The 24343-nt window shown below is 30.1% G+C and carries 20 protein-coding genes and 1 riboswitch; of the genes, 10 read left to right on the top strand and 10 right to left on the bottom strand.

All coding sequences use genetic code 11. The features are described 5' to 3' along the window. Nucleotides 1–48: 48 nt before the first annotated feature. On the bottom strand, nucleotides 49–2274 hold the full coding sequence (locus KPL37_RS00460) for a carbohydrate-binding protein (protein WP_216145212.1): 2226 nt from the start codon (nucleotides 2272–2274) through the stop codon (nucleotides 49–51). A gap of 268 nt (nucleotides 2275–2542) precedes the next feature. Here KPL37_RS00460 and KPL37_RS00455 point away from each other — a divergent pair, with 268 nt between their 5' ends. The 3 genes from KPL37_RS00455 to nagB are packed head-to-tail and all read left to right on the top strand — an operon-like array spanning nucleotide 2543 to nucleotide 5220. Beyond that, the gene (locus tag KPL37_RS00455) at nucleotides 2543–3274 is read left to right on the top strand and encodes a GntR family transcriptional regulator (RefSeq protein WP_216145210.1); all 732 of its coding nucleotides are present in this window, start codon (nucleotides 2543–2545) and stop codon (nucleotides 3272–3274) included. 24 nt (nucleotides 3275–3298) lie between these two features. Continuing rightward, on the top strand, nucleotides 3299–4456 hold the full coding sequence (gene nagA / locus KPL37_RS00450) for an N-acetylglucosamine-6-phosphate deacetylase (protein WP_216145351.1): 1158 nt from the start codon (nucleotides 3299–3301) through the stop codon (nucleotides 4454–4456). A 38-nt stretch (nucleotides 4457–4494) separates the two neighbouring features. Further along, on the top strand, nucleotides 4495–5220 hold the full coding sequence (gene nagB, locus KPL37_RS00445; RefSeq protein WP_216145208.1) for a glucosamine-6-phosphate deaminase: 726 nt from the start codon (nucleotides 4495–4497) through the stop codon (nucleotides 5218–5220). 553 nt (nucleotides 5221–5773) lie between these two features. Here the strand turns inward: nagB and KPL37_RS00440 are convergent. Both KPL37_RS00440 and KPL37_RS00435 read right to left on the bottom strand, forming a co-directional pair. Beyond that, nucleotides 5774–6184, bottom strand: a complete 411-nt coding sequence (locus tag KPL37_RS00440; protein ID WP_216145206.1) for a CBS domain-containing protein — start codon at nucleotides 6182–6184, stop codon at nucleotides 5774–5776. 168 nt (nucleotides 6185–6352) lie between these two features. Then, nucleotides 6353–7699, bottom strand: coding sequence for an MATE family efflux transporter (locus KPL37_RS00435; protein ID WP_216145204.1), 1347 nt, complete (start codon nucleotides 7697–7699; stop codon nucleotides 6353–6355). A gap of 282 nt (nucleotides 7700–7981) precedes the next feature. On the opposite strand from KPL37_RS00435, the gene KPL37_RS00430 reads away from it, so the two are divergent. Both KPL37_RS00430 and KPL37_RS00425 read left to right on the top strand, forming a co-directional pair. Further along, a complete protein-coding gene (locus KPL37_RS00430) occupies nucleotides 7982–9892 on the top strand; it encodes a BMP family ABC transporter substrate-binding protein (RefSeq protein ID WP_216145203.1) in 1911 nt (636 codons plus the stop codon). Nucleotides 9893–9999: 107 nt separating this feature from the next. Next, nucleotides 10000–10596, top strand: a complete 597-nt coding sequence (locus KPL37_RS00425) for a metallophosphoesterase family protein (RefSeq protein ID WP_343216199.1) — start codon at nucleotides 10000–10002, stop codon at nucleotides 10594–10596. Between the two features lie 62 nt (nucleotides 10597–10658). On the opposite strand, the gene KPL37_RS00420 is transcribed toward KPL37_RS00425, so the two are convergent. Together KPL37_RS00420 and KPL37_RS00415 are read right to left on the bottom strand one after the other, a co-directional pair. Beyond that, on the bottom strand, nucleotides 10659–11561 hold the full coding sequence (locus tag KPL37_RS00420; protein WP_216145202.1) for a DMT family transporter: 903 nt from the start codon (nucleotides 11559–11561) through the stop codon (nucleotides 10659–10661). Nucleotides 11562–11624: 63 nt separating this feature from the next. Beyond that, the gene (locus KPL37_RS00415) at nucleotides 11625–12695 is read right to left on the bottom strand and encodes an HD-GYP domain-containing protein (protein WP_216145201.1); all 1071 of its coding nucleotides are present in this window, start codon (nucleotides 12693–12695) and stop codon (nucleotides 11625–11627) included. A gap of 377 nt (nucleotides 12696–13072) precedes the next feature. Between KPL37_RS00415 and KPL37_RS00410 the strand changes: the two genes are divergently transcribed. After that, complete coding sequence (locus KPL37_RS00410; protein ID WP_216145200.1) at nucleotides 13073–14230, top strand: cysteine desulfurase family protein; 1158 nt, start codon at nucleotides 13073–13075, stop codon at nucleotides 14228–14230. A gap of 72 nt (nucleotides 14231–14302) precedes the next feature. Then, a complete protein-coding gene (thiI, locus tag KPL37_RS00405; protein WP_216145199.1) occupies nucleotides 14303–15445 on the top strand; it encodes a tRNA uracil 4-sulfurtransferase ThiI in 1143 nt (380 codons plus the stop codon). A gap of 271 nt (nucleotides 15446–15716) precedes the next feature. On the opposite strand, the gene KPL37_RS00400 is transcribed toward thiI, so the two are convergent. Continuing rightward, complete coding sequence (locus KPL37_RS00400) at nucleotides 15717–16301, bottom strand: phosphatase PAP2 family protein (protein ID WP_216145197.1); 585 nt, start codon at nucleotides 16299–16301, stop codon at nucleotides 15717–15719. A 370-nt stretch (nucleotides 16302–16671) separates the two neighbouring features. Between KPL37_RS00400 and KPL37_RS00395 the strand changes: the two genes are divergently transcribed. Continuing rightward, a complete protein-coding gene (locus KPL37_RS00395) occupies nucleotides 16672–18180 on the top strand; it encodes a DUF4153 domain-containing protein (RefSeq protein WP_216145195.1) in 1509 nt (502 codons plus the stop codon). An 82-nt stretch (nucleotides 18181–18262) separates the two neighbouring features. Further along, nucleotides 18263–18658, top strand: coding sequence for a hypothetical protein (locus tag KPL37_RS00390; protein ID WP_216145193.1), 396 nt, complete (start codon nucleotides 18263–18265; stop codon nucleotides 18656–18658). 9 nt (nucleotides 18659–18667) lie between these two features. On the opposite strand, the gene KPL37_RS00385 is transcribed toward KPL37_RS00390, so the two are convergent. From KPL37_RS00385 to KPL37_RS00370, 4 genes are all read right to left on the bottom strand, one after another. Continuing rightward, complete coding sequence (locus tag KPL37_RS00385) at nucleotides 18668–19864, bottom strand: site-2 protease family protein (RefSeq protein ID WP_216145191.1); 1197 nt, start codon at nucleotides 19862–19864, stop codon at nucleotides 18668–18670. A gap of 300 nt (nucleotides 19865–20164) precedes the next feature. Continuing rightward, nucleotides 20165–20905, bottom strand: a complete 741-nt coding sequence (locus KPL37_RS00380) for an amino acid ABC transporter ATP-binding protein (protein WP_216145189.1) — start codon at nucleotides 20903–20905, stop codon at nucleotides 20165–20167. A gap of 138 nt (nucleotides 20906–21043) precedes the next feature. Further along, nucleotides 21044–21685 carry an amino acid ABC transporter permease gene (locus KPL37_RS00375; protein WP_216145188.1) on the bottom strand — a complete coding sequence of 214 codons (642 nt, stop codon included), beginning with the start codon at nucleotides 21683–21685 and terminating at the stop codon, nucleotides 21044–21046. Nucleotides 21686–21768: 83 nt separating this feature from the next. After that, nucleotides 21769–22569 carry an amino acid ABC transporter substrate-binding protein gene (locus tag KPL37_RS00370; RefSeq protein ID WP_216145187.1) on the bottom strand — a complete coding sequence of 267 codons (801 nt, stop codon included), beginning with the start codon at nucleotides 22567–22569 and terminating at the stop codon, nucleotides 21769–21771. A 198-nt stretch (nucleotides 22570–22767) separates the two neighbouring features. Further along, a riboswitch (FMN riboswitch) is annotated at nucleotides 22768–22881 on the top strand. 340 nt (nucleotides 22882–23221) lie between these two features. Between KPL37_RS00370 and ribD the strand changes: the two genes are divergently transcribed. After that, a complete protein-coding gene (gene ribD / locus KPL37_RS00365; protein ID WP_216145346.1) occupies nucleotides 23222–24316 on the top strand; it encodes a bifunctional diaminohydroxyphosphoribosylaminopyrimidine deaminase/5-amino-6-(5-phosphoribosylamino)uracil reductase RibD in 1095 nt (364 codons plus the stop codon). Nucleotides 24317–24343: the final 27 nt, after the last annotated feature.

The following is a 24343-nucleotide window of genomic DNA, read 5'->3' as shown; positions in this document are numbered from 1 at the left end:
ACTCTATAAAGCAGATCCAAAGATCTGCTTTATAGAGTATTAATTATACTATTGTGCTGAAGAGTAGTTATAATTTACAGAGTTATTACTATCCCATGTACTTGCATTGTTATTGAAGGCCATGTTAAGCATGTAACTTCCTGAAGGCATTGTTATAGTAGCTGCCCAGGTTCCATTTGCTTGCTTTGTCATTGTTGCATCTTTAGGGGATGTAAAGTTATTATATCCCCAATGAAGTGTCATTGAAGTTGCACTAGCTGCCAAGGTTCCATTATAATATACAGTAACAGATTTAGTAGCAACTGGCGCTGGACTAACCTGTACTGGAACAGAACCTGACCATACTTGTAAGTGCCAATCGTTACTGCTGTTATTGTCATAACTACTTCCATCGGTAAAGTCAAAATCTAACTTTGTAGCGGTGGTAGGAATAGTTATAGTAGCTGCCCAAAAGCCATCTGAACGCTTGGTCATTGTTGCATTTGATGCACCTACCCAGCCATTATAGCCCCAATGCATTGAAACACTGCTAGAATTAGCTAAAGATCCATTATAATATACAGTAAAGCTCTTACCTTGTAACAGTTTACTGCTGTCATAGTCTACTTTATATCCTGAATTTGGGGTATAGGCAGTAGATGCACTAATGACGTATGCCTCTGTATATACTGGTGATGAAACTCCAAGTGAATCTATAGCTATATACTTAATAGTTAAGCTACTAGATACATTAATTGCTCCAGTATATTTTGTACTAGAGGAGTTTGGAGTGCTTCCATCAGTTGTGTAATAGATATCTGCTGTTTTTGATGGTGTTAAAATTACACTTTGCGCTGAAGTATAATTTCCTCCTATTATATTTGCAGATGCAGTAAGTGTAGTAGTTGGAGTGCCGGCATTGTATAAAATAATAACCGAATTTGCTGGAATGCTCCCAGATATTGTTCCATTTGATACTGTTAAAGTACAACTTGCTGCTGCTTTATTTGTGTATGTTCCGTTTGCTAAGTTAGTAGGAGAATTAACACTTGTATTTGAACCAGAGTTTACTAGTACGGTGCCAGTAGTTCCACGATCTATTAACATTGTTTGATTATTGTTTGTCCATCTTAAATATTCAGTTTGACCAATCATTGCATTATGGAACTGATTTAATGCTACAACATCAGCATCTTTCCATAAAGATTCACCTTTTAATCCAATTGAACTAGTTGGTCTATCAAAGAATAAAGGCGTTGTTCCTGCACGTGAATCAACAATAGCCCAACCAATTTTCCTTTGCAAATCTGTTAAACCACGAGTAGAACCATCTTCGTAAGTATCATGAGTTTCAACAAAATCTACACTTTTAGTTGAATTTAGGCCACCCATACCTCCTGCTTTGCTTAGGTCGTTTGAAGTAATCGCACTTCTTACACTGCCACCATAGCTACTAGCGGTAACGTTCATAAATGTTTCATAGTTTGCAATATTGTCTACTGTTCCATCTTGTAATATTTCGCCATATACAAATATATTTGATTTATTATGCAAATTTCCAAGAACATTGGTCCAATAATTTCCAGACCATGATTGACCTGCGTCTAGGCCTATATTTGTTTCAATATGTTTAGCTGCATCAAAACGGAATCCAGAAGCCCCAGCATCAACGCATTGATTTAAAAAAGTAATTGCCTTGTTTTGAACTTCGGTGGTTTGAGTATTTAAATCAGGCATACCGATACCTTTTTGTGTTACGTCATATCGGTTACTCCAATTTGAGCATTGTCCTAGATTATGATATAAACTTGAATTTTGAAAACTTGAATCAACAGAAGGATCTAACTGATCTTTGTTTCCATTATTAGCCATATGATTCATGACTACATCTACTATTATTGAAATTCCATAGCTCTTTGCAGTGATACACAATGATGTAAAATCAGATAAAGATCCTAGTTGTGCATTTCCAACAGCTTGATTAGTTGGTTGATACAATAACCACCATTTAGTTGGATCAGTGCTTGAGTCTTTGGTTCCCTGTACAGGTGAAACTTGAATGGATTTATATCCGCTTGCTGCAATACTTGGTAGCTCACTTTTAATGGTATTAAATGACCAATCAAAAGCATGAAGTATTGCTCCATCTTTAGTGCTAGCTGGTAAAGATGAAGTTGTTGCAGCATGTACAACAGCAGGATTACTAGAAAAGTAATTCAGGTTTTGAAGTGGTGAGATAGTTAAAGCTAAAAATAATCCAAAGGAAATTAATGTTGAAATTTTTTTATTCTTCATAAATAAATTCACTCCTCGATTTTTTTTTAAAACCTTTACGATATAATTAAGCAAGCTCCTTTCTTTGATACAACAGCAATAGTATATACCTTTGTGCAAACGTTTGCAATAATAAATATGGATACATTTAACTTTATTTATATATTTATATATTTGCAGAAATAGCTTGCATTATAAGTGAACTTGAAATACAATTGGTATATACAACATGACAACATGTCAATAAATGTTATGTAGGTAAATTTAATTGTAAGTGAGGAGGAAAGTTTTGAAAAAAGTATCTAAAGATAATCCTATACCACTTCATTACCAGATAAAAGAAATATTACAAGAGATGATTGAAAATGAAGAATTAAAGCCTGGAGATTCAATTCCAACTGAAAGAGAATTATGCAAAGTACAAGGTGTAAGTAGAATGACAGTTAATAAGGCTATTATGTCTCTTGTTAATGAGGGACTTATATATAGAGAGCAGGGAAAAGGGACTTTTGTGGCTTATCCAAAAGTTAAACGTGAAATATCGCCACTCAAAAGTTTTAGTGAGCAAATGGAAGGAAATGGAGTTATATCTAAAAGTGAGATATTATCTTTTAAAGTAATAAAAGCAACGAAGAAATATAAAATTGAACTGAAAATGCCTGAAAATGAAACTAAAATCATTGAGATTAAAAGGGTGAGATTTAGTGATGAGCAGCCAGTGGCAATTGAAACGGCATTGCTTCCACACTATTTATTTGATGGGATGACTAGAGCGATGATTGAGGATAAATCACTATATGAAATCTTTAGAAAACATTATGGATATAAGCTAGATAAAGCAAAACAAACAATTGAGCCAACTCAACTTAATGATTATGAAAGTAAACTTTTAAATCAAGAAGATTCTGCTTTGGCATTAATATTTAGCCAAACTACCTATTTAGAAAATGGAATCCCAATTGAATACACTAAGGCAACATTTAGAAGTGATAAGTATAAATATCAAATTACATTGAAATGATAAATATATGATGAGGTGATTAATATTAAAGCTATAATTAATGGAAAACTTATTATGAAAGACAGAATTATTTATGATAGCGTAATAGTATTTGATCTAAAAATTGTTGCAATTATAGATAATGAAAACTTTCATCAGTATAAAGAAAAGTGCTGCGATGATTTAAAAATTATTGATGCTAAGGGTAGCTTTGTATCTCCCGGTCTTATAGATATTCATATTCATGGTGGTGGTGGCTATGATACTATGGATGCTTCGCAGGAAGCTTTGAAAACCATAGGTAATACCATAGTTGCAAATGGAGTAACAGGCTATTTACCTACTACAATGACTATGGATACCACGAGCATTTATAAAGCATTAGATGCAGTAAGAGAGGCTATGAAGATAGAAACTACGGGAGCAAAGATTCTAGGTGTACATATGGAGGGACCTTTTATAAATGAAAAGTATAAGGGGGCCCAAAAGGCAGATAATATTATAAAGCCCGATTATGATATTATAAAGGATTATTTAGATATAATTAAGATTATAACCCTTGCTCCTGAAAAGGATACACATCATAATTTTATAAAAAAAGTCAAAGCTAATTCTAAAATTACATTATCAGTAGGTCACTCTGATGCAAGTTTTGAGGAAACTATGAATGCAATTGATGATGGAATATCACATGCGACTCATACTTTTAATGCAATGACTCCACTTAATCACAGAAAACCAGGTATTGTAGGTGCGATTTTTTCAAGTAATATAACCTGTGAGTTAATAGCAGATTTAATACATGTTCATCCTGGGATTTTTAATATACTAATAAATACTGTACACACGGATAGAATGGTTCTTATAACAGATTCTATGAGAGCTGGCTGCATTAAGAGTGGAGTTTCTGAACTTGGTGGACAAAAGGTAATAGTTAAAAATGGGGCTGCAAGGCTTGAGGATGGAACACTAGCAGGTAGCGTTCTGACTCTAAATAAAGCAGTACTCAATATGCTTCGTAATAGTGATTTAGAAATTTACGATGTTGTTGCAATGGCAACACTTAATCCAGCAAAGGTAATTAATATGGATAATGAAAAGGGAAGCTTAGAGCTTGGATATGATGCAGATATAGCTATTTTTAATGATGATATAGATGTGTCTTTTACAATAATCGATGGAAAAATAGTGTACGAAGCTTAAAAGTGATATTTTGAGTATTATAATAAGGTGGTGCCAATATGAGAATAATAGTTGTAGATAATTATGAGGAAATGAGTAAGAGAGCGGCTTTAATGGTTGCTAGTCAGGTTACGTTAAAGCCTGATAGTGTTTTAGGACTTGCAACAGGAGATACTCCATCCGGTATGTATAAGGAATTAATTAAATTATATAATAAAAAAGAGGTTGATTTTAAAGAGGTTAGAACTTTTAACCTAGATGAATATTATGGACTTAACCCTGAAAATTCTCAAAGTTATTATAAGTATATGATGAATAATCTATTTAATAGTATAAACATAAGTACAAAAAATATTAATATGCCTGATGGAATGGCAAAGGATGTAGATGATTTTTGTTCGCTTTATGAAAAAAAGATTAAAACACTTGGTGGCATTGATATGCAAGTTTTAGGTATAGGCGGAAATGGACATATTGGGTTTAATGAACCAAATATAAATTTCGAAGCACAAACGCATTTAGTAAATCTTGATGAACAAACAATAGAAGCTAATTCTAGGTTTTTTAAATCAATAGAGTATGTTCCGGTAAAAGCAATAAGCATGGGTATAAAGACAATAATGAATTCTAAAAAAATCATTTTACTTGCCAATGGATTAAATAAAGCTGAAGCTATAGAAAAAGCAGTTAAAGGCAAAATTAATCCAAGTATACCTGCATCTATTCTTCAACTTCATAATGATGTAACTATTATTATAGACAAAGAAGCAGCTAGTTTATTATAAAAATATGTTACTACTCAGCCATTGAAAATAAAAAAATGTAATCCATGAATTTCTTCGGCGTGGCACCAAATATGAGTTTGAAACGTGAAATCCCATTAAGAAGTTCTAATCTTTTGTAAATAAAAATTCTCTATCTCTCACATTCGGCGTGCGCCGGTTCGTAAGACTGCCTGTGGCAGTCTTACGAGAATTTTTACTTACAAAAGAAGAACTTTAAATGGGATTTCAATTGTTTCTGCTCTTCTTATTTGGTTCTACTTTCGGAGAAATTCATACCCATATTCTTTCAGCTCTCTTATACCTTCACATAATTTATGATGCCCGAGTAGTAACAAAAATAAAAGACCTATTCTAGCAATTTACGCAAGAATAGGTGTTTTGTTTATCACAATATATTTATGAATTTATTTAATTATCTCCTGAGGAGCTACATTAACGACTTCAGAAGGAGATTTATGTTCTAACTGTAGTTTAAATTAGCTAGGATAGTCAACTCTAACTTATAAAAATAGGAGACTTTCCTTCTGAAATGTCGTTAAATAAAACTCTTAAATTATTTATTTTTGTATAATGAATTGTAACAATAAGTCATTATATCACTTCTTTTAATTATACCTATAAAAATACCGTTATCATCTAGAACGGGAACAAAGTTTTGATCCTTTGCTAGCGATATTAGGCTTTCTATATCTGCATTAATTAATACTGCTTTATTTTTAACATGTCTTGGGATATCTCCAATTAAAATTTTATTTGTATCATTAAAACTTAAATTGGGGGTGTTCTTTAATTTCCATAATAAATCACCTTCAGTTAAGGTGCCTACATAATGACCAGATTCATTTACTAAAGGTACAGAGGTATATCTATGGTACTCCATTCTTTCTAAAGCTTGTCTCATTGTAGAACTTGGTTTTTCATAAATAACTTCATTTTTAGGTGTAAGAAAGAAAGCTATGTTCATAATTCAACCATCCTTTAAAAATATTTATTTTGGTCTATTCATCTGCAAAGCAGCTGTTCATCTGCTTCGCAGCTGTGCATCTGCTTTGCAGATGTGCATCTCTTGTAGAGATGATTTAATAATAGTATAACATGTTTTAAAGCCCTATATATTAACAAAATATTAAAATTAATGGGAGGAGGTCTGCATTTTTATCAAAGTTTTATTCTTCCATTTTCCTTTTTTAAAGCGGATAAGATAAAGCGTTCCACGAACTAACCAATCAACAATCATGCCTACCCATACACCTATAAGCCCAAAGTGTAATACAATTCCTAGTAAATAACCTAAAGTAATTCTAAAGAGCCACATTCCTATAATTGAAGTTACTAGTGTATATTTTACATCGCCGGCACCTTTTAGTCCTGCAGGAAGCACAAATGATATAGACCATAATGGTATACATGCAGAATTTACTATAAGTACAGCTGAGGCTAAGTGGATTATTTCCTTATCATCAATAAATAGTGATGTTATATTTCCTGCAAAGGGTATAAATATTAAGCCTATGGCAAATAAAGCAAAAGTTGAAAGCTTTGTAATATAAGATAGTGCACTCTCAGCTTCAAGGCTTTCTCCTCTTCCCATATGTTTTCCAACAAGAGCTGTTGCTGCAATGCATAGGGCATTTCCTGGGACATTAAGCATAGTAGCAACGGAGCCAGCAATAGCATTTGAGGCAACTGCTATAGTTCCCATATCTACAATATAAATTTGAGTGATTAGCTTTCCACCATTAAAAAGTAAAGACTCTATACTTGCAGGTATTCCAATGCCAAATATAAGTTTTAATAATGGTTTATCAAATTTGAATTTTTTTAAATTTGTAAGTTTCAAAATCTTTGAACCACGTAGAAGAACAAATAAGATAATAATACCTCCACTAATCCTAGCAATAGCGATGCCAAGTGCAGCGCCCATTATTCCCATGTGTAGTATATTTATAAAGGTATATGTTAAAATTACATTTATAATATTCATGATGATACTGATTTTCATAGGAGTTTTTGTATCACCAGCTCCACGTAGAAGTCCATTCGCTATCAAATCAATTGTTATTAGGGGATAAGTAAGTAAAGTTATACCTAAATATGTATGGGCATTACTTATTACTTCAGGGTCGGCTGAGCCAAATAATATTCCAATTAAAGGACCTTGAAATATAAACATTATAATAGTAACAACAAAAGTAATTATAAGTCCAGAAAAAAGAGCCTGCTTCATAGCCTCATTAGCTTTTTTTATGTTTCCTTGTCCAATAAATTGAGCTATAACGACCATACCTCCAATTGCAAGGGCAGAGAAAAATGCTATAAATATATTATTTACAGAATCTACCATTCCAATTGCGGAAACTGCTTCTTTTCCTATGCGGCCTGCCATCATAGTGTTTATCATACCAAGCGATATAACAAATAATTGTTCTGTTATTATTGGTAGTGCTAAATTAAATACATCTTTCCTTATCCACTTCACGTAAACGCCTTCTCATCAAATTTTAAGTTTTTAATTTAATCTATTTTTTATAACACAGTATTTCAAATTACTTTAAATATATACATTTATATTTATATTATATCATTATATTTCTTTCAATCCATATATTAATACTTTTTTATGAAATACTAAACTTAATATATTTTTAAAAAATATAATTATTTTATATTATAATTAATGGTAAAAAATATTTTAATATACTATAATATATACAATAACAAAATATTGTGATAATGGATAGTACAAGGGAGTGGTTATAGGATGAATTTTTCATCTGTTGATGAGTATAAAAAAGCAAATAAATTAGCCAAAGCTAAATATAGTATAGACATATTAAAAAGAAGCTCAGGACATATATCATCATTAGATAGTGTTTTAAAGAAAATAGATATAGTAGCAGAAATACCTTTGGGCTTAAAAAACATTCCACTAAAAAAAATAGTAGGAACATATTTTTATACAAGGAGTAGAGATTTTGCAACAAACTATCTCCCCCTGGCTAGTATTACCAGTGAGTTTTCTATGAAATGGCAAGCTGTGTATGCGTATCATATTAAGGATGGAATAAATGACCCTATAAAAATATATGAGTATATGAATGAATTCTATGTTATGGAAGGAAATAAACGTGTAAGTGTGCTTAAATATGTAGATGCTTACTCAATAGATGGAGAGGTTACTAGGTTAGTTCCTAAAAGAGATGAGAATGACATAAAGAATACAATATATTACGAGTTTTTAGAATTTAATAATAAGACAGGTATAAATGATATTTGGTTTTCGCGCGTTGGTAGTTTTACTTTACTTAGCAAGTATTTAGATGAGTATGAACCGGAACTTTATTTATTTTCAAATAAATATAAGCACTTTATAAAAAATGTATATTTTCCTTTTAGAAATACATTTTATGAATTAGGCGGAGGTAAACTAGATATTACAACTGGGGATGCATTTTTAGAATATATAAAAATTTATGGTATATCAAATGAGTTTATAGAAACAAAAAGAAAAGTAAGAGTAGAGAAGTTTTTAGATGAGCTTAGGATACTTTCAAAGAATAATGCAGTAGATATTCAAACGGAGCCATTTGATGTTCATAAGAAGAATGTTATAACATCATTTACAAATCTAGTAAGCACCTCTAAAAAATTAAAGGTTGCTTTTGTTTTTGAAAAAACTATTGATACATCAGGTTGGAGCTATGTCCATAACTTAGGAAGAATATATGCACAGCAACAATTGGGGAATGAAATAGAAACCTTTGTTATAGAAAATTTTAATGCTGATGATGAAAATAGCTATGAAAGGTTAAGTAAATTGTGTGAAGAGGATTATGATATTATATTTACTACATGTCCATCTTGTCTTAATTTAACACTTAGAGCGGCCCTTAAGTATGACAATATTAAATTCTTTAATTGTTCACCGGTAAAAGCATTTAGAAATGTAAGTACTTATTTTGGGAGGTCTCATGAACCAAGATTTTTATTAGGACTTATAGCAGGTGCTATTACGAAATCAAACATAATAGGATATATAGATACTTATAATGAAACAGAGATTATAACAGGAATTAACGCATTTGCACTAGGTGTTAAAACTGTAAATTCTAATGCAAAGGTTTTAATTTCATGGCTTAATGAAGCTGGAGACGTTAGTCATTCGCGAGAATTAATTCAGGAGCTTCAAAGTCGTGGCGCAGACCTTATAATGCAAAATGATCTAATAGCTTTAGGTAAGGGCTCAACAGATTTTGGACTATATTCATTAAAATATAATGAAAATGATGCGAAATGGATACCAGAGGCAAATTATGCTTTAATTACATGGGATTGGGGTCAGTTTTATGAAAAAATACTTAGAAATATCGTAAATGGTAGTTTTAAAGGCATTTTTAGTACTGAATCTAAACGTGTAAGTTTTTGGTGGGGTATGGACTCTGAACTTGTGGATATTATTTATTCAAAACATAAAGTCCCAATTCAAACTCAAAAGTTAGTAGATATAATGCGAGAGATGATTATTGAAAATAAATTTCATACTTTTGCTGGACCAATATTTGATGCAGTTGGTCAAATCAGAATAGCTGATGGTGACATTGGAAATTACGAGGATATGTTATATATGGAGTGGTTTGTAGATAATGTTGTAGGAGAAGTGCCAAAGAATTGAATAAATCATCTCCTGAGGAGCTGCAACAGCTTTGAAAAAGATGCATTAACGACTTCAGAAGGGAGACTTTCCTTCTGAAGTCATTAAAATATTCGAAAGATAAGTAGGTGTTTAAAATTAAGGTTTTATTAGTTTCAGATGTTGAAGATGATTATATTTGGGAGCATTTTGATCATAAAAGATTTAAAGATATTGAAATTGTAATTTCTTGTGGAGATTTAAAAGCAGATTATTTAGAATTCTTAGCAGATATGATTAAAGCCCCTATATTTTATGTTAATGGAAATCATGATAAATCTTTCTTAGAAAAACCACCAGGTGGATGTATACCAATTGATGATAAGATTATAGTATATAAAAATATTAGAATATTAGGTCTTGGTGGATCAATTGCCTATAATAAAGGACCTTTTCAATATTCGGAAAAGGAAATGCATAAGAGAATTTCAAAATTAAAAATATGTTTATGGAGAAAAAAAGGATTTGATATATTAGTAACACATTCACCAGCAAAAGGTATGGGAGATGGAGAAGATCCTTGCCATAGAGGGTTCCAAACATTTATAAATATAATAGACAAATATTCTCCAAAATATTTTGTCTATGGTCATCAGCATTTAGACTATGGGAAAAATGACAGGGTAAGGATTTATAATAATACTACGGTTATAAATGCATTTAGATATCATATTATTGAAATATAAGGAATCTAAGGGTTTTGTAATTATACACCAGCTACTTATGAGGTAGCTGGTCGATAATTATATTATACATTAGCTTCTTTTATTTTTTTGAACTTTAAGAATTTCCATTTAGTCTCTGTTGTTATAATTGCAAGAAATATAGTTAAACATCCGAGTATCATTTTTGATGTAAATATCTCATTAAGCATTATAATGGATAAAATAGAACCAAAAACTGATTCTAAACATAAAATAATGGCGGTATGGGTAGAGGTGGTATATTTCTGTGCTACGTTTTGTACAATAAATGCAAGCATAGTACTAAAAATACCTAAATAAGCAAGTGCAAATATTGTACCTGAGTTTAAGGAATGTGGTATTGGTTCAAATATTAAAGCAGCTATAATTGAGAATATGGCGCAGGCTCCTAACTGGATTATCACAAGTAACATAACATCAATTTTTTTTGCGAAAAATCCAACAGAAACAATATGAGCAGCGAAGAATACCGCGCATAATAAGGTTAAACTGTCCCCAAGACTAATATGTATACCTCCGTCTAAGGTGAGCATTCCTATTCCAATAAAACAAAGGAAAGAAGATATTAGTGAAAAAGTATCTGGTCTTTTCTTGCTAATTATCCAATAAAGAAAGGGGACAATAACTACATTAGTTCCAGTTAAAAAAGCATTTTTACCAGCTGTTGTATATTTCATTCCAATAGTTTGAGCAGCAAACCCTAAAAATAGAAGAAGCCCGACTATAGTTCCAATAAATAAATAGTTTTTAGTAATATATTTAATCTTTTTTCTGAAAACTAATAACATGATTAGTACAGAAATACTAAAACGTATTGCCATTATGTAGAAAGGGGAAACGCTATCTAAAGCCCCCTTTACAGCTATAAAACCACCACCCCAAATAAGTGCCACTATTAGCAAAGATATATCGGCGAGTATACTTTTTTTCTTAACAACATCATTCATAGTTATTACTCCTTTAAAAGATAGTTAATTATTAATCGAAAGATTTTCATAATGTTTTATTTCTTAAGATATAAGATCTGTGATAAATAAATCTTTTTCGTTTTTTAAATCTATAAAAGTAGAATCTACTGATATAAGAGGACTAGAAATATTATTTATATCTGTTTTTACTATTTTACCAATACTATTGTCGCTAAGTTTCACCATCTCTCCTGTATAGTAGTTTAACATTTGTTTTATAAAAGTGGTTAGATAATAATAATCTAAGGTAGCCATGCCTTCATATTGCATTATTTCTAAAACTTTAAAAGGGTTTTGTTTTTTACTATAGACTTTGTCAGATGTCATAGCATCAAATGTATCAGTAATTCCTATAATTTTTGCGAAAGTATTAATTCTATCTTCTTTTAAATGCAGAGGGTAACCTGAACCATCTAAACGCTCGTGGTGCATAAGTACAGCGAGACTTACAGATTCGTCTAAATAAGGAATATTTCGTACGAGTTCATAGGAGTAAACAGAATGTTTTTTTATTTCATCAAATTCTAATTTTGTAAGTTTTGATGGCTTATTTAATGTTTTGGGGTTAACTTTTACCTTACCAATATCGTGAAGAAAGGCAGCATAAGTCAAAAGAGTTAAATCCTTTTGAGCTAAGTTAAGCCATTTACCTAACATGGAACTTAAAAAAGCAACATTTACGCAGTGCCGAGTTAGGTATTCATCTATATTTCTAGAATTTGTTATACTCTTTAGAATAGAACTGTAATTATTATTATTGTTATCTAAAACTTCTTTAGACATAGTTCTTATTTCTGTTAAGTCCAATTTAGAATTCCCATCTATACTATTTAAAAATTTATATATGTTACTTGAAAAATGATTTAATAAATTTTCAGTTTCAATAAAGCTCCGTTTTTCTGGAGTTTGAATACTAGGAGTTACAGCCTCTTTTTCATTAGTATAAATATATATAGTGTTCGATGGGTAAAATTCAATTATCTTCTTAATCATCATAACATTTATTGAGATGTTTTTTGCAACTAAAGTTAGACCATTTAGCATTAAATTTTCAGCTAAAATCATATTTGGTTTTAATTCATAAATACTTATTCTTTTAACGGTAGGCATCATAAAATTATCTCCTTTATAGTCAATTTATATTATGAAAATATGTAAAGTAGCACTAATTAATAATTAATAAATATTTTATATTATCGTCTACGAATTTACATACTTTAGATATTGCATATGAAAGTAATTTATGCTTCTTTTTTTAGTTATTAACCAGTTATTTTATAATCAATACTCACTAATGATTACCTCTCCTTACAACTAAATTATTTTATGATATAATTAAAGTATAGTTTTTAATAATTGTAAAAATGGTATATTGCTCATGAAAATTGTACAAAAATGTAAAACTAAATTAGTGAATCCAGACTATAAAAAAGTACATGGTATACTAAGAATTAACATGGTAGCGTCAATTAAGAGGAGAGAGATAAAACATGGAAATATATTTAGATAACAGTGCAACAACTAAGCCTTATGAGGAGGTTATTGAGACACTCGCAGGTACTATGAGGAACTATTATGGTAACCCATCTTCAGCACATAGTTTTGGGTTTAAGGCAGAGCAAAAACTTAGGGAGATGCGTGGGGGTATTGCAAAAAGCATAAATGCTAGTAGTGAGGAGATAATATTTACATCAGGAGGAAGTGAAAGTAATAACTTCCTTATAAAAGGGTTTGCTAAACCATCGCAAAGTAAATTAAATGCTGACATAATAACTACTAAAATTGAACATCCAAGTATAATTAATACTTTTAAATCATTGGTAGATTCAGGAATAAAGGTTGATTATATTGATGTAAACGCAAGTGGTAGGATTGACATAGATGCTCTTATAGAAAGTATAACTAAGGATACTCAAGTTGTTAGTATAATGCATGTTAACAATGAAATAGGAGTTATTCAGGATATTGAGTTAATAGGGAAATTAATTAAAGAGAAAAGTAGTAGAGTTAAATTTCATGTAGATGCAGTGCAAAGTTATGGAAAAATTCCTATTGATGTACAAAAGTTTAAAATTGATTTATTATCTACAAGTGCTCATAAAATACATGGACCACGTGGGGTTGGATTTGCATATGTAAGAAAGGGACTTATACCCAGTAGCTTAATAAGCGGCGGAGGTCAAGAAAAAAATTTAAGATCTGGTACAGAAAATCTTGCAGGTATTGCAGGTTTTGCGAAGGCGGCTGAAATTGTATTTAAAAACCAGCATGAAAATTTTAATAAAGTTTTAGAGGTTAAAAAATATTTCATAGAGAAACTCTCTGAGGTAGAAGGGGTTATAATAAATAGTCCACTTGCAGCTTATTTTACACCCTATATTTTAAGTGTTTCTTTTAAAGGGGTAAAAGGAGAGGTACTTCTTCATGCATTAGAACAAAAGGGTATATATGTGTCTACAGGCTCTGCATGTTCATCGAAAAGTCATAAAACCAGTGAAATATTAGAAGCAATTGGTAGGACAAGCGAGGAGCAAATTGGAACTATAAGATTTAGTTTTTGCGAATCAAATAATTTTGATGAAGTAGACTATGTTATAATTGAATTAAATAAATCACTAAAGTTCTTAAGAAAAATGAATAAAAGATAGAACAGCTATGAAATAGATGAAAGCTATGAAATAGATGCGATTTCAATTATAAGAAACGAGGAGTGTCAAAAGATGAAAAAATTAATACTTGTAAAATTTGCGCCGGAGATTTTTTTAAAGGGGCTCAATAGAGGTAAATTTGAAAAGAAACTTAAAGATAATATAAAAAATGTTATTAAAGATTTAGAATATGAGTTTATTGATGACCAAGGAAGATGGTTTATATGTTCGGAGCAGTTGGACACTATTATAGATAAGGTTAAAAATGTTTTTGGAGTAATGGAAGTATGTGAGGTTACACAAGTTGAAGCAACTCTTGAAGAAATTGAAAAACAAGCGGTTTTAGAAATGGAAGGCAACCCAGCTAAAACATTTAAAGTAGAAACTAATAGAGCAAATAAAAGTTTTAGTCCAGGGTCTATGGACGTAAGTAGAAAAGTAGGGGGCTGCATATTAAGAAGTAATGATAGTGTAAGTGTAGATGTTCATAACCCAGAGTGCGTTGTAAATATTGAAATAAGAAATATGGCATACATTTATTCTAAACGAATAAAGGGCGTGTGTGGATTACCTTATGGAGTGAATGGCAGTACTATGCTTATGTTATCTGGAGGTATAGATTCACCTGTTGCAGGTTATATGATGGCAAGACGTGGAGTAGAATTGCATGCAGTTTATTATCATAGTCATCCCTATACTAGTGAGAGAGCAAAGGATAAGGTAAAGCAATTAACTAATATTTTAAAAGGATACACTGGAAAATTAACACTGTATGTAGTGCCATTTACTGATATTCAAATGGAAATTATAGATAAATGCAGAGAAGATGAATTAACAATAATAATGAGAAGATTTATGATGAGACTTGCATGTGCACTTGCCGAGAAATATGATATAAATTCAGTAACTACAGGGGAAAGTATTGGGCAAGTAGCGAGTCAAACTATGGAAGGGCTTATAGTAAGTGACGATGTGGCTGACAGACCAGTATTTAGACCACTAGTTGCTATGGACAAGGTTGATATTATAGAAGTAGCTAGAAAAATAGATACTTATGAGACATCAATTCTACCTTATGAGGATTGTTGTACAATTTTCGTTCCAAAACATCCGAAAACAAAACCTAGACTAGTTGAAATAGTTAAGGCTGAATCAGTTTTAGATATCGATAAGCTTGTCTTGAAGGCTATAGAAGAAATGGAAATTTACAAATAAATTTATTTATGTTAATCATCAATCATGTGTATTAATTTAAAAAAACTGTAAAGAATAATAGAAAGAACACACATTGAAAGGATGATTACCATGGCTAAAAAAGGTACAGAAAAAAGATCAGGTTCAAAAGATACGAAAGACAAAATTCAGAAAAAGAATCAAAAGGGAAACATAGTATAAAAAACTAAAGATGTAATTGCAAAAAATAAGCTAACAAAATGATTTATCATTTTGTTAGCTTATTTTGATTTACATTATCTATTGATTATATTTACATAAACTTTGACTTATTTTTAAATATTTTCAGTCTAAAAGTAAAATGTTTATCTAAATATTTATTTACACCTTTTTTTATACAAAAATTATAAGCAGCAATAGAAATATAAGACCATATTATGGCAATAGCCCATCCGCCAAGAACATCTGATGGATAATGATCACCCACATAAACCCTGCTAAATCCAACAAGAATTAAATAGATAAGTACAAAACCACTAATTAAATAGCCGGTTTTTTTATTTTTTATTCGTTTAATTATAAAGTAAATAAAAACAATACATATAGCTGTAGAAATAGAGGAATGTCCGCTAGGAAAACTATAGCCATGAGCTTCAATTAATTGTATTCCATTGGGTCTAGGCCTTTTTATTATGTTTTTAAGCACTAAGTTGGTAAAACCAGTAATTCCAATATTAAAAGCACAACAAATGGCTTCAAGTTTATTATTGTAAAGATATAATGCAATAAAAACCAATACACTTATAAAAACCTGGAAAGTAGGGTCTGAAGATTTTGAAATAAATATAAAAAACTTATCCCAACTCAAATTCATAGAATTCGCTAAATAATAAAGCATTTTATTTAATCATCCTCTCTATGTTATATTAAAATTTATTTTATTAGAAACATTTAATCCATTTATATTATATAAAACATACAAAATTATCAATAATTCATAAGTACCAATTAATATTATATCAAAAGCAACAATTAAAAGATACACTTATATTATTTGTAAATATACTTATAGAATATTATTGAAATTTATGATTATGGGATTTGATAAATGATGCTTATCAATACATTTTTATTGATTAACAATAAAAATGTATTGAAAATCAATTAATATAGTAGTATGATTGGAATTGTAGAAAACATTATTAAATGAGATATAGTATATTAATATTTTACTAATAATAGTACTGAAGTATGGAGGGGTATAAAAAATGGAAACTAAATATGTGAAAGTATCAAAGGAAAAGAGAAGGCAAGAAAGTATAAAGATAGATTCTCAAATTTCTATAAAGGAAAAAAAATATACTATAGGTATAACAATAATACTTGCAATTATTTATGATGTTTTTTTTAATGGTAAACAAATAGGTATTTCAATTCCCATTTTTTATCTTATGTTTATGGGCTTTTTCTTATGGAGCATTAGGGAGGAGGTTTCGCTTAAAAAAAATATTGGCCTTGTAATAATTGTTCCTACATTACTTCTTGCATTAAATTATTCTATTCATTCAAACAGTATTTTAAACTATTTTAATGCAATTATGATATTGGTACTTACGACTCTAAGTACTGTCTTAATTAGATATGATAATACAAATTGGAATTCTAAAAAGATAATACTAAAAGCACTAAGTAGAGTAATTAAAGTTATTCCAGAGAATGCTTTAAAACCGTTTCTACTTGTTAAACGAATTATTAAGGTTAGGAATGCAGAAAAAAAATCTTTGAACAGAAATATTTTAAGGGGACTGATTATTTCCATACCATTATTAATTGTTATTTTAATATTATTAACATCAGCAGATATGGTATTCAAGAATTATGTAATAAATATTTCAAGTATATTTGAGAATATAAAAGTATGGAAAATCATAAGTCATTTATTAGTTGTTATTATTGTTTTCTTTATTATGTTTTCATATATATGGAGCTTTAAATACAATGACGAAGAGGATACAGATATTAATCAAAATGTTTTATGGGAGCCAGTAACTGTATTAACAATTATATTTATGATAAATACAGTGTACCTTTTATTTTCAATAGTTCAGTTTTCTTATCTTTATGGTGGAAGTACTAACTTCCTTCCCCTTAAATTTACCTATGCCGAATATGCTAGAAAAGGATTCTTTGAGCTATTTGCAGTCACAGTAATTAATTTTACAATATTACTTTGTAGTATGAAATATATAAAAATATATAATAAGGTTACAAGTATAATATCTAATGTGTTATTAACTTTGCTTGTAGTTTTTACAATTAACATGTTATTTTCGGCTCATTTCAAGATGACTTTATATGAACAAATTTATGGATTTACCTATTTAAGAATTTTTGTGCATATATTTATGCTGATGTTATTTATGCTACTTATAGTAGCGCTTGTCGGTATTTGGAATAGGAAAATGCAAATCAATAAAGTCTTAATAATAGTTGCTTTGATAATGTATATATTATTGAACTTTGTAAATGTAGATAGAATTATTGCTAGAAAGAATATAGACATATATTATAAAACTCAGAAAATTGACATTCTTTATTTAGAAACATTATCTTACGACGCTATTCCAGAAGTGATAAGACTTAAAAATGATTCTAATATTAAAGTTGGAAATGAAGTGAACAATTATTTGAAAAATATTAAGAAGGATTTATCCCAAAAACATTTTTGGTATGAATTTAATTATTCTAAATTTATGGCTAAAAAAGTTATAAATTAAATCTTTTTTTATAAATGAATTTTATAATATGATTATATTATTGTAATCTTTGTAGATGATTATGTTAAGGAGGAAATGTATAATGAAAGAAAAAATAAGAATGAATCGGTTAGGAATTTATGACCTGGTTTTAGCAGTAGGTGCTATTTATATGGGAGTAATGATGATAAGTTCAAACAATGGAGTGTTTACTGAATATCCTAAAGAGTGGCTATCTAAATTTCCTTTTGAAAATTGGATTTTACCTGGAATTATTGCGGTAGTATTATTTGGACTGGGTAATATTATAGCTGCAATCTTAAGTTTTAGAAAAGGTAATAGTAAGTTCTGGCTTCCATCTGCTATAATGGGTGGATTACTATTTCTAAGCATTATTACTCAAGTGATAGTTATTGGGGAATGTTACATGGCGACGGTTGAATTTTTGATTTTAAGTATAATTCAACTATATTTGTGCAGAGCTGCATTTACAAGATAATAAAGAATGTTAAACATTCTTTATTATTTTTTCCTTAATCCAATCCGTTAGCATTAGCTCCATATCGGCTTCGCCTCTTACAGGATATATTTTAGCTAACTGTTTTGTTTCTTCGTAATATTTAAAAGCCTTAATTTTATCTTCATTATAAAAACCTTCATAAGCCATAAGAAGCCGTTTCTTGCCTAGCATAAATTTCGCTGACTTTACATATTTTTTAAGATTTTTATCATACAAATCATCGATAAAAGATTTATCACAATTGGTAGTAAGTTCTAAAAAAATTCGCTCACAATTAATTTCAAATTTAAATATTGACACAACTTTGTCAATGTAGGGTATAAAAGAGTCAATACATTGTTTTGCTCCATTAAAGTCCATATTGTCTAAGTACCAATTATATTCTATTAGTCTAATAGCTGTATTAAGGGGATTACAAAGATCGACATTTTCTTTTAGCTTGAAAGTTTCAAGTGGCATATCTTTAATTCTTATGCCTTGGCTTTGTAGTCCGTTAACTCTAAGTTGAACATAAAATGCATTTCTTGCTTCTTTATTTTTCAGCATTGATAGTACATTATATGCATCATTAGGAACGCCTAAAAATTTTATTGGAATTCCATTAGTTATTGCAATAAGTATACCGCCAGCGCCAAATATAATTAATATGGCATCTATTGGAAATGAAATTCCTTTTGCAAAAACAGCAATTAATATTCCGGCCATAGCGGATAGCAAATTCATTAAAATTCCACCCAAATTATATATAACTAATGGAAATTTGCCATTGCTTAAATTAGGAGGCATCATAAGACATTGTCCTGCTGTACCTGGTATGTTGAATTTTTTTAGTTTCCACTTTTTATTTTCTTTAATAATAGTAATGGAACCAATTCTAAAAGAAACAAAAGAATAACCAGTCATAAGTCCGAAAATAAGGTGACCTGCTTCATGAATAACAATATGTATTAGAAATCCTAGACCGAATATAAGGAGAATTATGTAAAAGTTGAGTAGTTCAACAAAAATATTACTACTTTTAACGTGTTGATTCATAAACTCTTCTAAGTATGTATTTGAGATTTTACTTGATAGAATACCAACCGCAACTCCAATCGCTGTAAAAACAGCATAAATGGTAATTCTAGGAGAAGGTTTATATTTCTTTTTATGACATGTGTGTAGATTATTTTTCCTCTTAAGCACTAGATCACTCCCTTTAACAACATTTTGAAAGCTTCAAGTCTTCCATATTCTATAAGTGACAGTTGTCTAGCCTAGTAAAATTGCTTTGGTGGCAGTCTAAATTTGCTTCCAAAGTTGTTAATATTTCAGCTCCTCAGGAGATGATTTAACCTCATACAATACTTTAACATAAATTTGATTATTTTTATACAAATAAAGACAAGTTATTTCCCGGGAATAGAAAGTTATAAACACATATTTTTAGCGAAAAGAAATAGTAAGCCTTATTAATTAGACTTACTGTTCTCGTTATATATTTTTTTATTGCAAATTCAAAAAATGTTTTATTCTTTCATTTTTAGGATTAGTAAATAAAACTTCGGGAGTGGAATTTTCTAATATCTCACCATTTTCCATAAATATAATTTTATCTGATATTTCTCTTGCAAATTGCATTTCGTGAGTAACTACTATTAAAGAAATTTTCTCTATAGCAAGAGATCTTATTACTTTTAATACTTCACTCACAAGTTTAGGGTCTAATGCAGATGTTGGCTCATCAAATAAAATTAAATCAGGATTCATAGCAAGGCACCTAGCGATAGCAATTCTTTGCTTTTGACCACCAGAGAGGGTACAGGGATAAGAATCAATTTTATCCAATAAATTAACTTTTACAAGTAGTTTTTTTGCAATTTCTATAGCATCTTTTCTAGTTATATTATTTACTAGAATAGGAGCCTGAATTATATTTTCTAGCACAGTTTTATGAGGAAATAAATTAAAATTTTGAAATACCATACCTATTTTTTTATAAGCATTAATAACTTCGGTAGTATTAATTTTCTCTTGAGCCTTAGCAATAGTAACACCATTGAATTCAATAAGTCCACTATCCATATGTTCAAGGGAGCTTACGCATCTAAGTAGTGTACTTTTTCCAGAGCCAGAGGGACCGATAATTGATATTACTTCACCTTTTTTTAGAGTTAGGGATACATTCTTTAAAACCTGGTTTTCACCGTAACTTTTATTTATATTAGATATTTTGAGAAAATCCATATTACCACCATCCTTCAATTCCGTTTTAGATTCTTCTTTGCTGACAACTATTTTTAAACGCAAAAAAAGTATATATTACGTATAATTAGTAGTTCATAGTGAAATGAAAGTATTACTAGTAATATATACTTTTTCTTTTTATTCGTAAACCGAATATTTTTTTTCGAGTTTTTTAAAAGCCATTACGATTACAGAAGTAAATATTAAATATATTATTGCGGCAATGATAAAAGGAGTAATTGTAAAATCTCGAGTTACAATTTCTCTAGCAGCTCTTAGTATATCTTGAAGCCCGATTGCAGCGAGTAAAGCCGTATCTTTTATTAGAGTAATTCCCTCGTTACACATAGGTGGAAGTATTCGTTTAAAAGCTTGGGGTAGTATTATTTTTGACATAGTTTGTCTATAACTCATGCCTAATACTTTGGCGGCTTCATATTGTCCTTTATCTATAGATTGAATGCCAGATCTAAATATTTCAGTAAAGTAAGCTCCGTAATTCAAAGAAAAGGTAAGGGCAGCTGCAGTAAAAGGTGAAAGTTTTATACCGATAATAGGTAGACCAAAATATGTGAAAAAAAGTTGAAGAAGTAATGGGGTTCCACGAAATAACCAAGTGTATATGTCCACAACTTTGTTAAGTATTTTCAAACTAGAGACTTTAATTAATGCACCTAGTATTCCAAGAGGTATAGAAAATATTATTGTTGCAACATATACTTCAATTGTAAGGAGACCCCCTTTTAGAATATAAGATGTAACGTCTATATAATTAGCCAAATATAACACTCCTTTAAAATAATCAAAATTATTATTGTTATTACTCAAACATTTTAAGGAAAGAATGTTTGAGTAGCAACTTATTATTTGTAAATAATGTCTTTACCAAACCATTTTTTTGAAATAGTATTGGAAGTACCATCTTTCTTTATTGCGTCTATTTGTTTATTTATTTCTGCAGTAAGAGCTGTATCATTTTTCCTTATACCTACTCCATAATCTTCCGCGCCGAGATTTTCAGTAAGCACTTTATACATACCAGGCTTTTTACTAACATAGTATCTTCCAACTACTTCATCTACTACAACAGCATCGATACGCCCAGCGTTTAGATCGAGTAGTGCCTCTGTATTATTAGAATATTTTTTGACCTCTTTTATAGATTTAGAAAACGCCACATCCTTAGCAAGTGCAGTTTCACTGCTACTTCCAAGTTGTAGACCTACCATTTTAGCATTCAAATCACTCTTTTTAGATATCGTTGATTTATTATTTACAATAATTATTTGTTTGTTTTGAACATATACGTTAGAAAAAGCAATTTGTTCTTTTCTTTTATCTGTTATGGTTAATCCATTCCATATAAGATCAATATCTTTATTGTTTAAACTCAATATAATGCCGTCCCATTCCACAGGTTTAAAGGTAACTTTAACACCCATTCGTTTTCCGACTTCTTTAGCCATGTCAATATCAAAACCTACTATTTGACCACTTTTATCTCTAAATCCCATTGGTGGGAAATTATCATCAAGACCAATTACTAATTCTTTCTTATTTTGTATGTCTTTTAGTGAGTTATCAGTTGTAGGGGTGTTTCCACAAGCAGTTAAAATAACAGTTGAAAGTATTGCTATTGTTAATAATTTTAATTTAATTTTCATTTTTAACACTCCTTTATGATTCCTATTAATATCATTTTACTTTATCACGTTAACTTTGTAAAGCAAAAATTGAAAATAGTTTGTAAATATATATAATCCATTTAGTATTAACTTTAATATTTTAATTAATCATTTATTTTCATAGATAGTTGCTTGACACTAAAATAATAAAGTGTTATTCTGAAATTGAAAATTGAATAGATCCTTCAGGGTAGGGTTAGATTCCCCACCGGCGGTATAGCCCGCGAGCCGAAAGGTAGATCTGGTAAGATTCCAGAGCCGACAGTAAAGTCTGGATGAGAGAAGGAGAATAGATAAATATGAAAGATTTTCATTTGTAACTATACAATGTAGTTATGAAAACACTTTTGTATTTTAATTCTAATATATTTAGTAAGCACCATAGGTGATAGACTAGATATATAATTAGCTTATTAAGCCCTGAAAACATTGTTTTCAGGGCTTTTATTATTTTATATGTTTTTAATTAACAACATTTTGGAAGTTTTAAGTCTGTTATCTTCTATAAGTGGCATTTGCCGAGTATCGGAAGATTACTTTAGTGGTAATCTAAATCTACTTCCAAATTTGTTAATGCAGCATCGCAGATGATGATTTGACTAAAGTTATACATACTAAGGAAGGTGATAATTTGGATAGTTATTATATGAGCAGAGCACTTGAGTTATCAAAGAAAGCAGTAGGTTTTGTAAATCCTAACCCACTGGTTGGTGCAGTTATTGTAAAAGATAATAGAATAATTGGCGAAGGGTATCATGAACATTTTGGTGGGCCACATGCGGAAGTCAACGCTTTTTTAAATGCAAAAGAGGATGTAGAAGGTGCAACAATGTATGTAACACTAGAACCTTGTGCACACTATGGTAAAACACCACCTTGCGCAGAGGCTATAGTGAGAAAAAAAATATCAAAAGTAGTAATTGGAATGATAGATCCTAATCCGCTAGTTGCAGGTAAAGGAGTAGAAATCCTTAGAAAAGCAGGTATAGAGGTTACAACAGGAATAATAGAGAATGAAATAAGAAAAACAAACGAAATATTTATAAAATATATAACAACTAAAAAACCATTTTGCATTATGAAAACCGCAATGACAATAGACGGGAAAATAGCAACAACCACTGGGGACTCAAAGTGGATAAGTAATGAAAAATCTAGAGCATATGTGCATGAATTAAGGAATAAGGTAAGTGGAATTATGGTTGGAATTGGGACAGTTTTAAGTGACAATCCAGAACTTACTACAAGAAGAGAAGACAAAATAAGTACAAACCCAATAAGAATAATTATAGATAGCACAGCAAAAGTGCCTCTAGATTCGAAGGTATTAAAATGTGATAAAAAAACAAAAACTATTCTAGTTACAACAAAATTAGCGAGTGATACTAAAATCGAAGCTATTAAACAAAGGGGAGCTGAAGTTATAATAACTCCTAGTGAAAATAAATGGGTAAATTTAAATTATTTGATGAAAGTACTTGGTGAGATGGGAATAGATAGTATTCTACTTGAGGGTGGAAGTACATTAAATTATTCTGCATTAGATGAAGGCATTGTTGATAAAGTTATTACTTTTATTTCTCCTAAAATATTTGGAGGAACTTCGGGTAAAACTACAGTAGGTGGAAAAGGAATAAATCTTGTAAAAGATTCGATTATGCTAAGGGATTCTCAGGTATTTAGATTTGATGAAGACATTATGATAGAAGCTTACGTTAAAAAATAAATTATTAATTAATAACTATAAGGGAGG

It is taken from the genome of Clostridium frigoris, assembly GCF_018861865.1.
Taxonomy (GTDB): Bacteria; Bacillota; Clostridia; order Clostridiales; family Clostridiaceae; genus Clostridium_AD; species Clostridium_AD frigoris.
Note: the sequence above shows the minus strand (reverse complement) of the source record. Positions and strands in the feature narration are given on the sequence as shown.

Bases quoted from the DNA above. Each gene is read 5' to 3' on its own strand.
- KPL37_RS00460 (WP_216145212.1), bottom strand. From the start codon at position 2,274: ATGAAGAATAAAAAAATTTCAACATTAATTTCCTTTGGATTATTTTTA.
- nagB (WP_216145208.1), top strand. From the start codon at position 4,495: ATGAGAATAATAGTTGTAGATAATTATGAGGAAATGAGTAAGAGAGCG.
- KPL37_RS00440 (WP_216145206.1), bottom strand. From the start codon at position 6,184: ATGAACATAGCTTTCTTTCTTACACCTAAAAATGAAGTTATTTATGAA.
- KPL37_RS00430 (WP_216145203.1), top strand. From the start codon at position 7,982: ATGAATTTTTCATCTGTTGATGAGTATAAAAAAGCAAATAAATTAGCC.
- KPL37_RS00420 (WP_216145202.1), bottom strand. From the start codon at position 11,561: ATGAATGATGTTGTTAAGAAAAAAAGTATACTCGCCGATATATCTTTG.
- KPL37_RS00415 (WP_216145201.1), bottom strand. From the start codon at position 12,695: ATGATGCCTACCGTTAAAAGAATAAGTATTTATGAATTAAAACCAAAT.
- KPL37_RS00410 (WP_216145200.1), top strand. From the start codon at position 13,073: ATGGAAATATATTTAGATAACAGTGCAACAACTAAGCCTTATGAGGAG.
- thiI (WP_216145199.1), top strand. From the start codon at position 14,303: ATGAAAAAATTAATACTTGTAAAATTTGCGCCGGAGATTTTTTTAAAG.
- KPL37_RS00400 (WP_216145197.1), bottom strand. From the start codon at position 16,301: ATGCTTTATTATTTAGCGAATTCTATGAATTTGAGTTGGGATAAGTTT.
- KPL37_RS00395 (WP_216145195.1), top strand. From the start codon at position 16,672: ATGGAAACTAAATATGTGAAAGTATCAAAGGAAAAGAGAAGGCAAGAA.
- KPL37_RS00390 (WP_216145193.1), top strand. From the start codon at position 18,263: ATGAAAGAAAAAATAAGAATGAATCGGTTAGGAATTTATGACCTGGTT.
- KPL37_RS00380 (WP_216145189.1), bottom strand. From the start codon at position 20,905: ATGGATTTTCTCAAAATATCTAATATAAATAAAAGTTACGGTGAAAAC.
- KPL37_RS00370 (WP_216145187.1), bottom strand. From the start codon at position 22,569: ATGAAAATTAAATTAAAATTATTAACAATAGCAATACTTTCAACTGTT.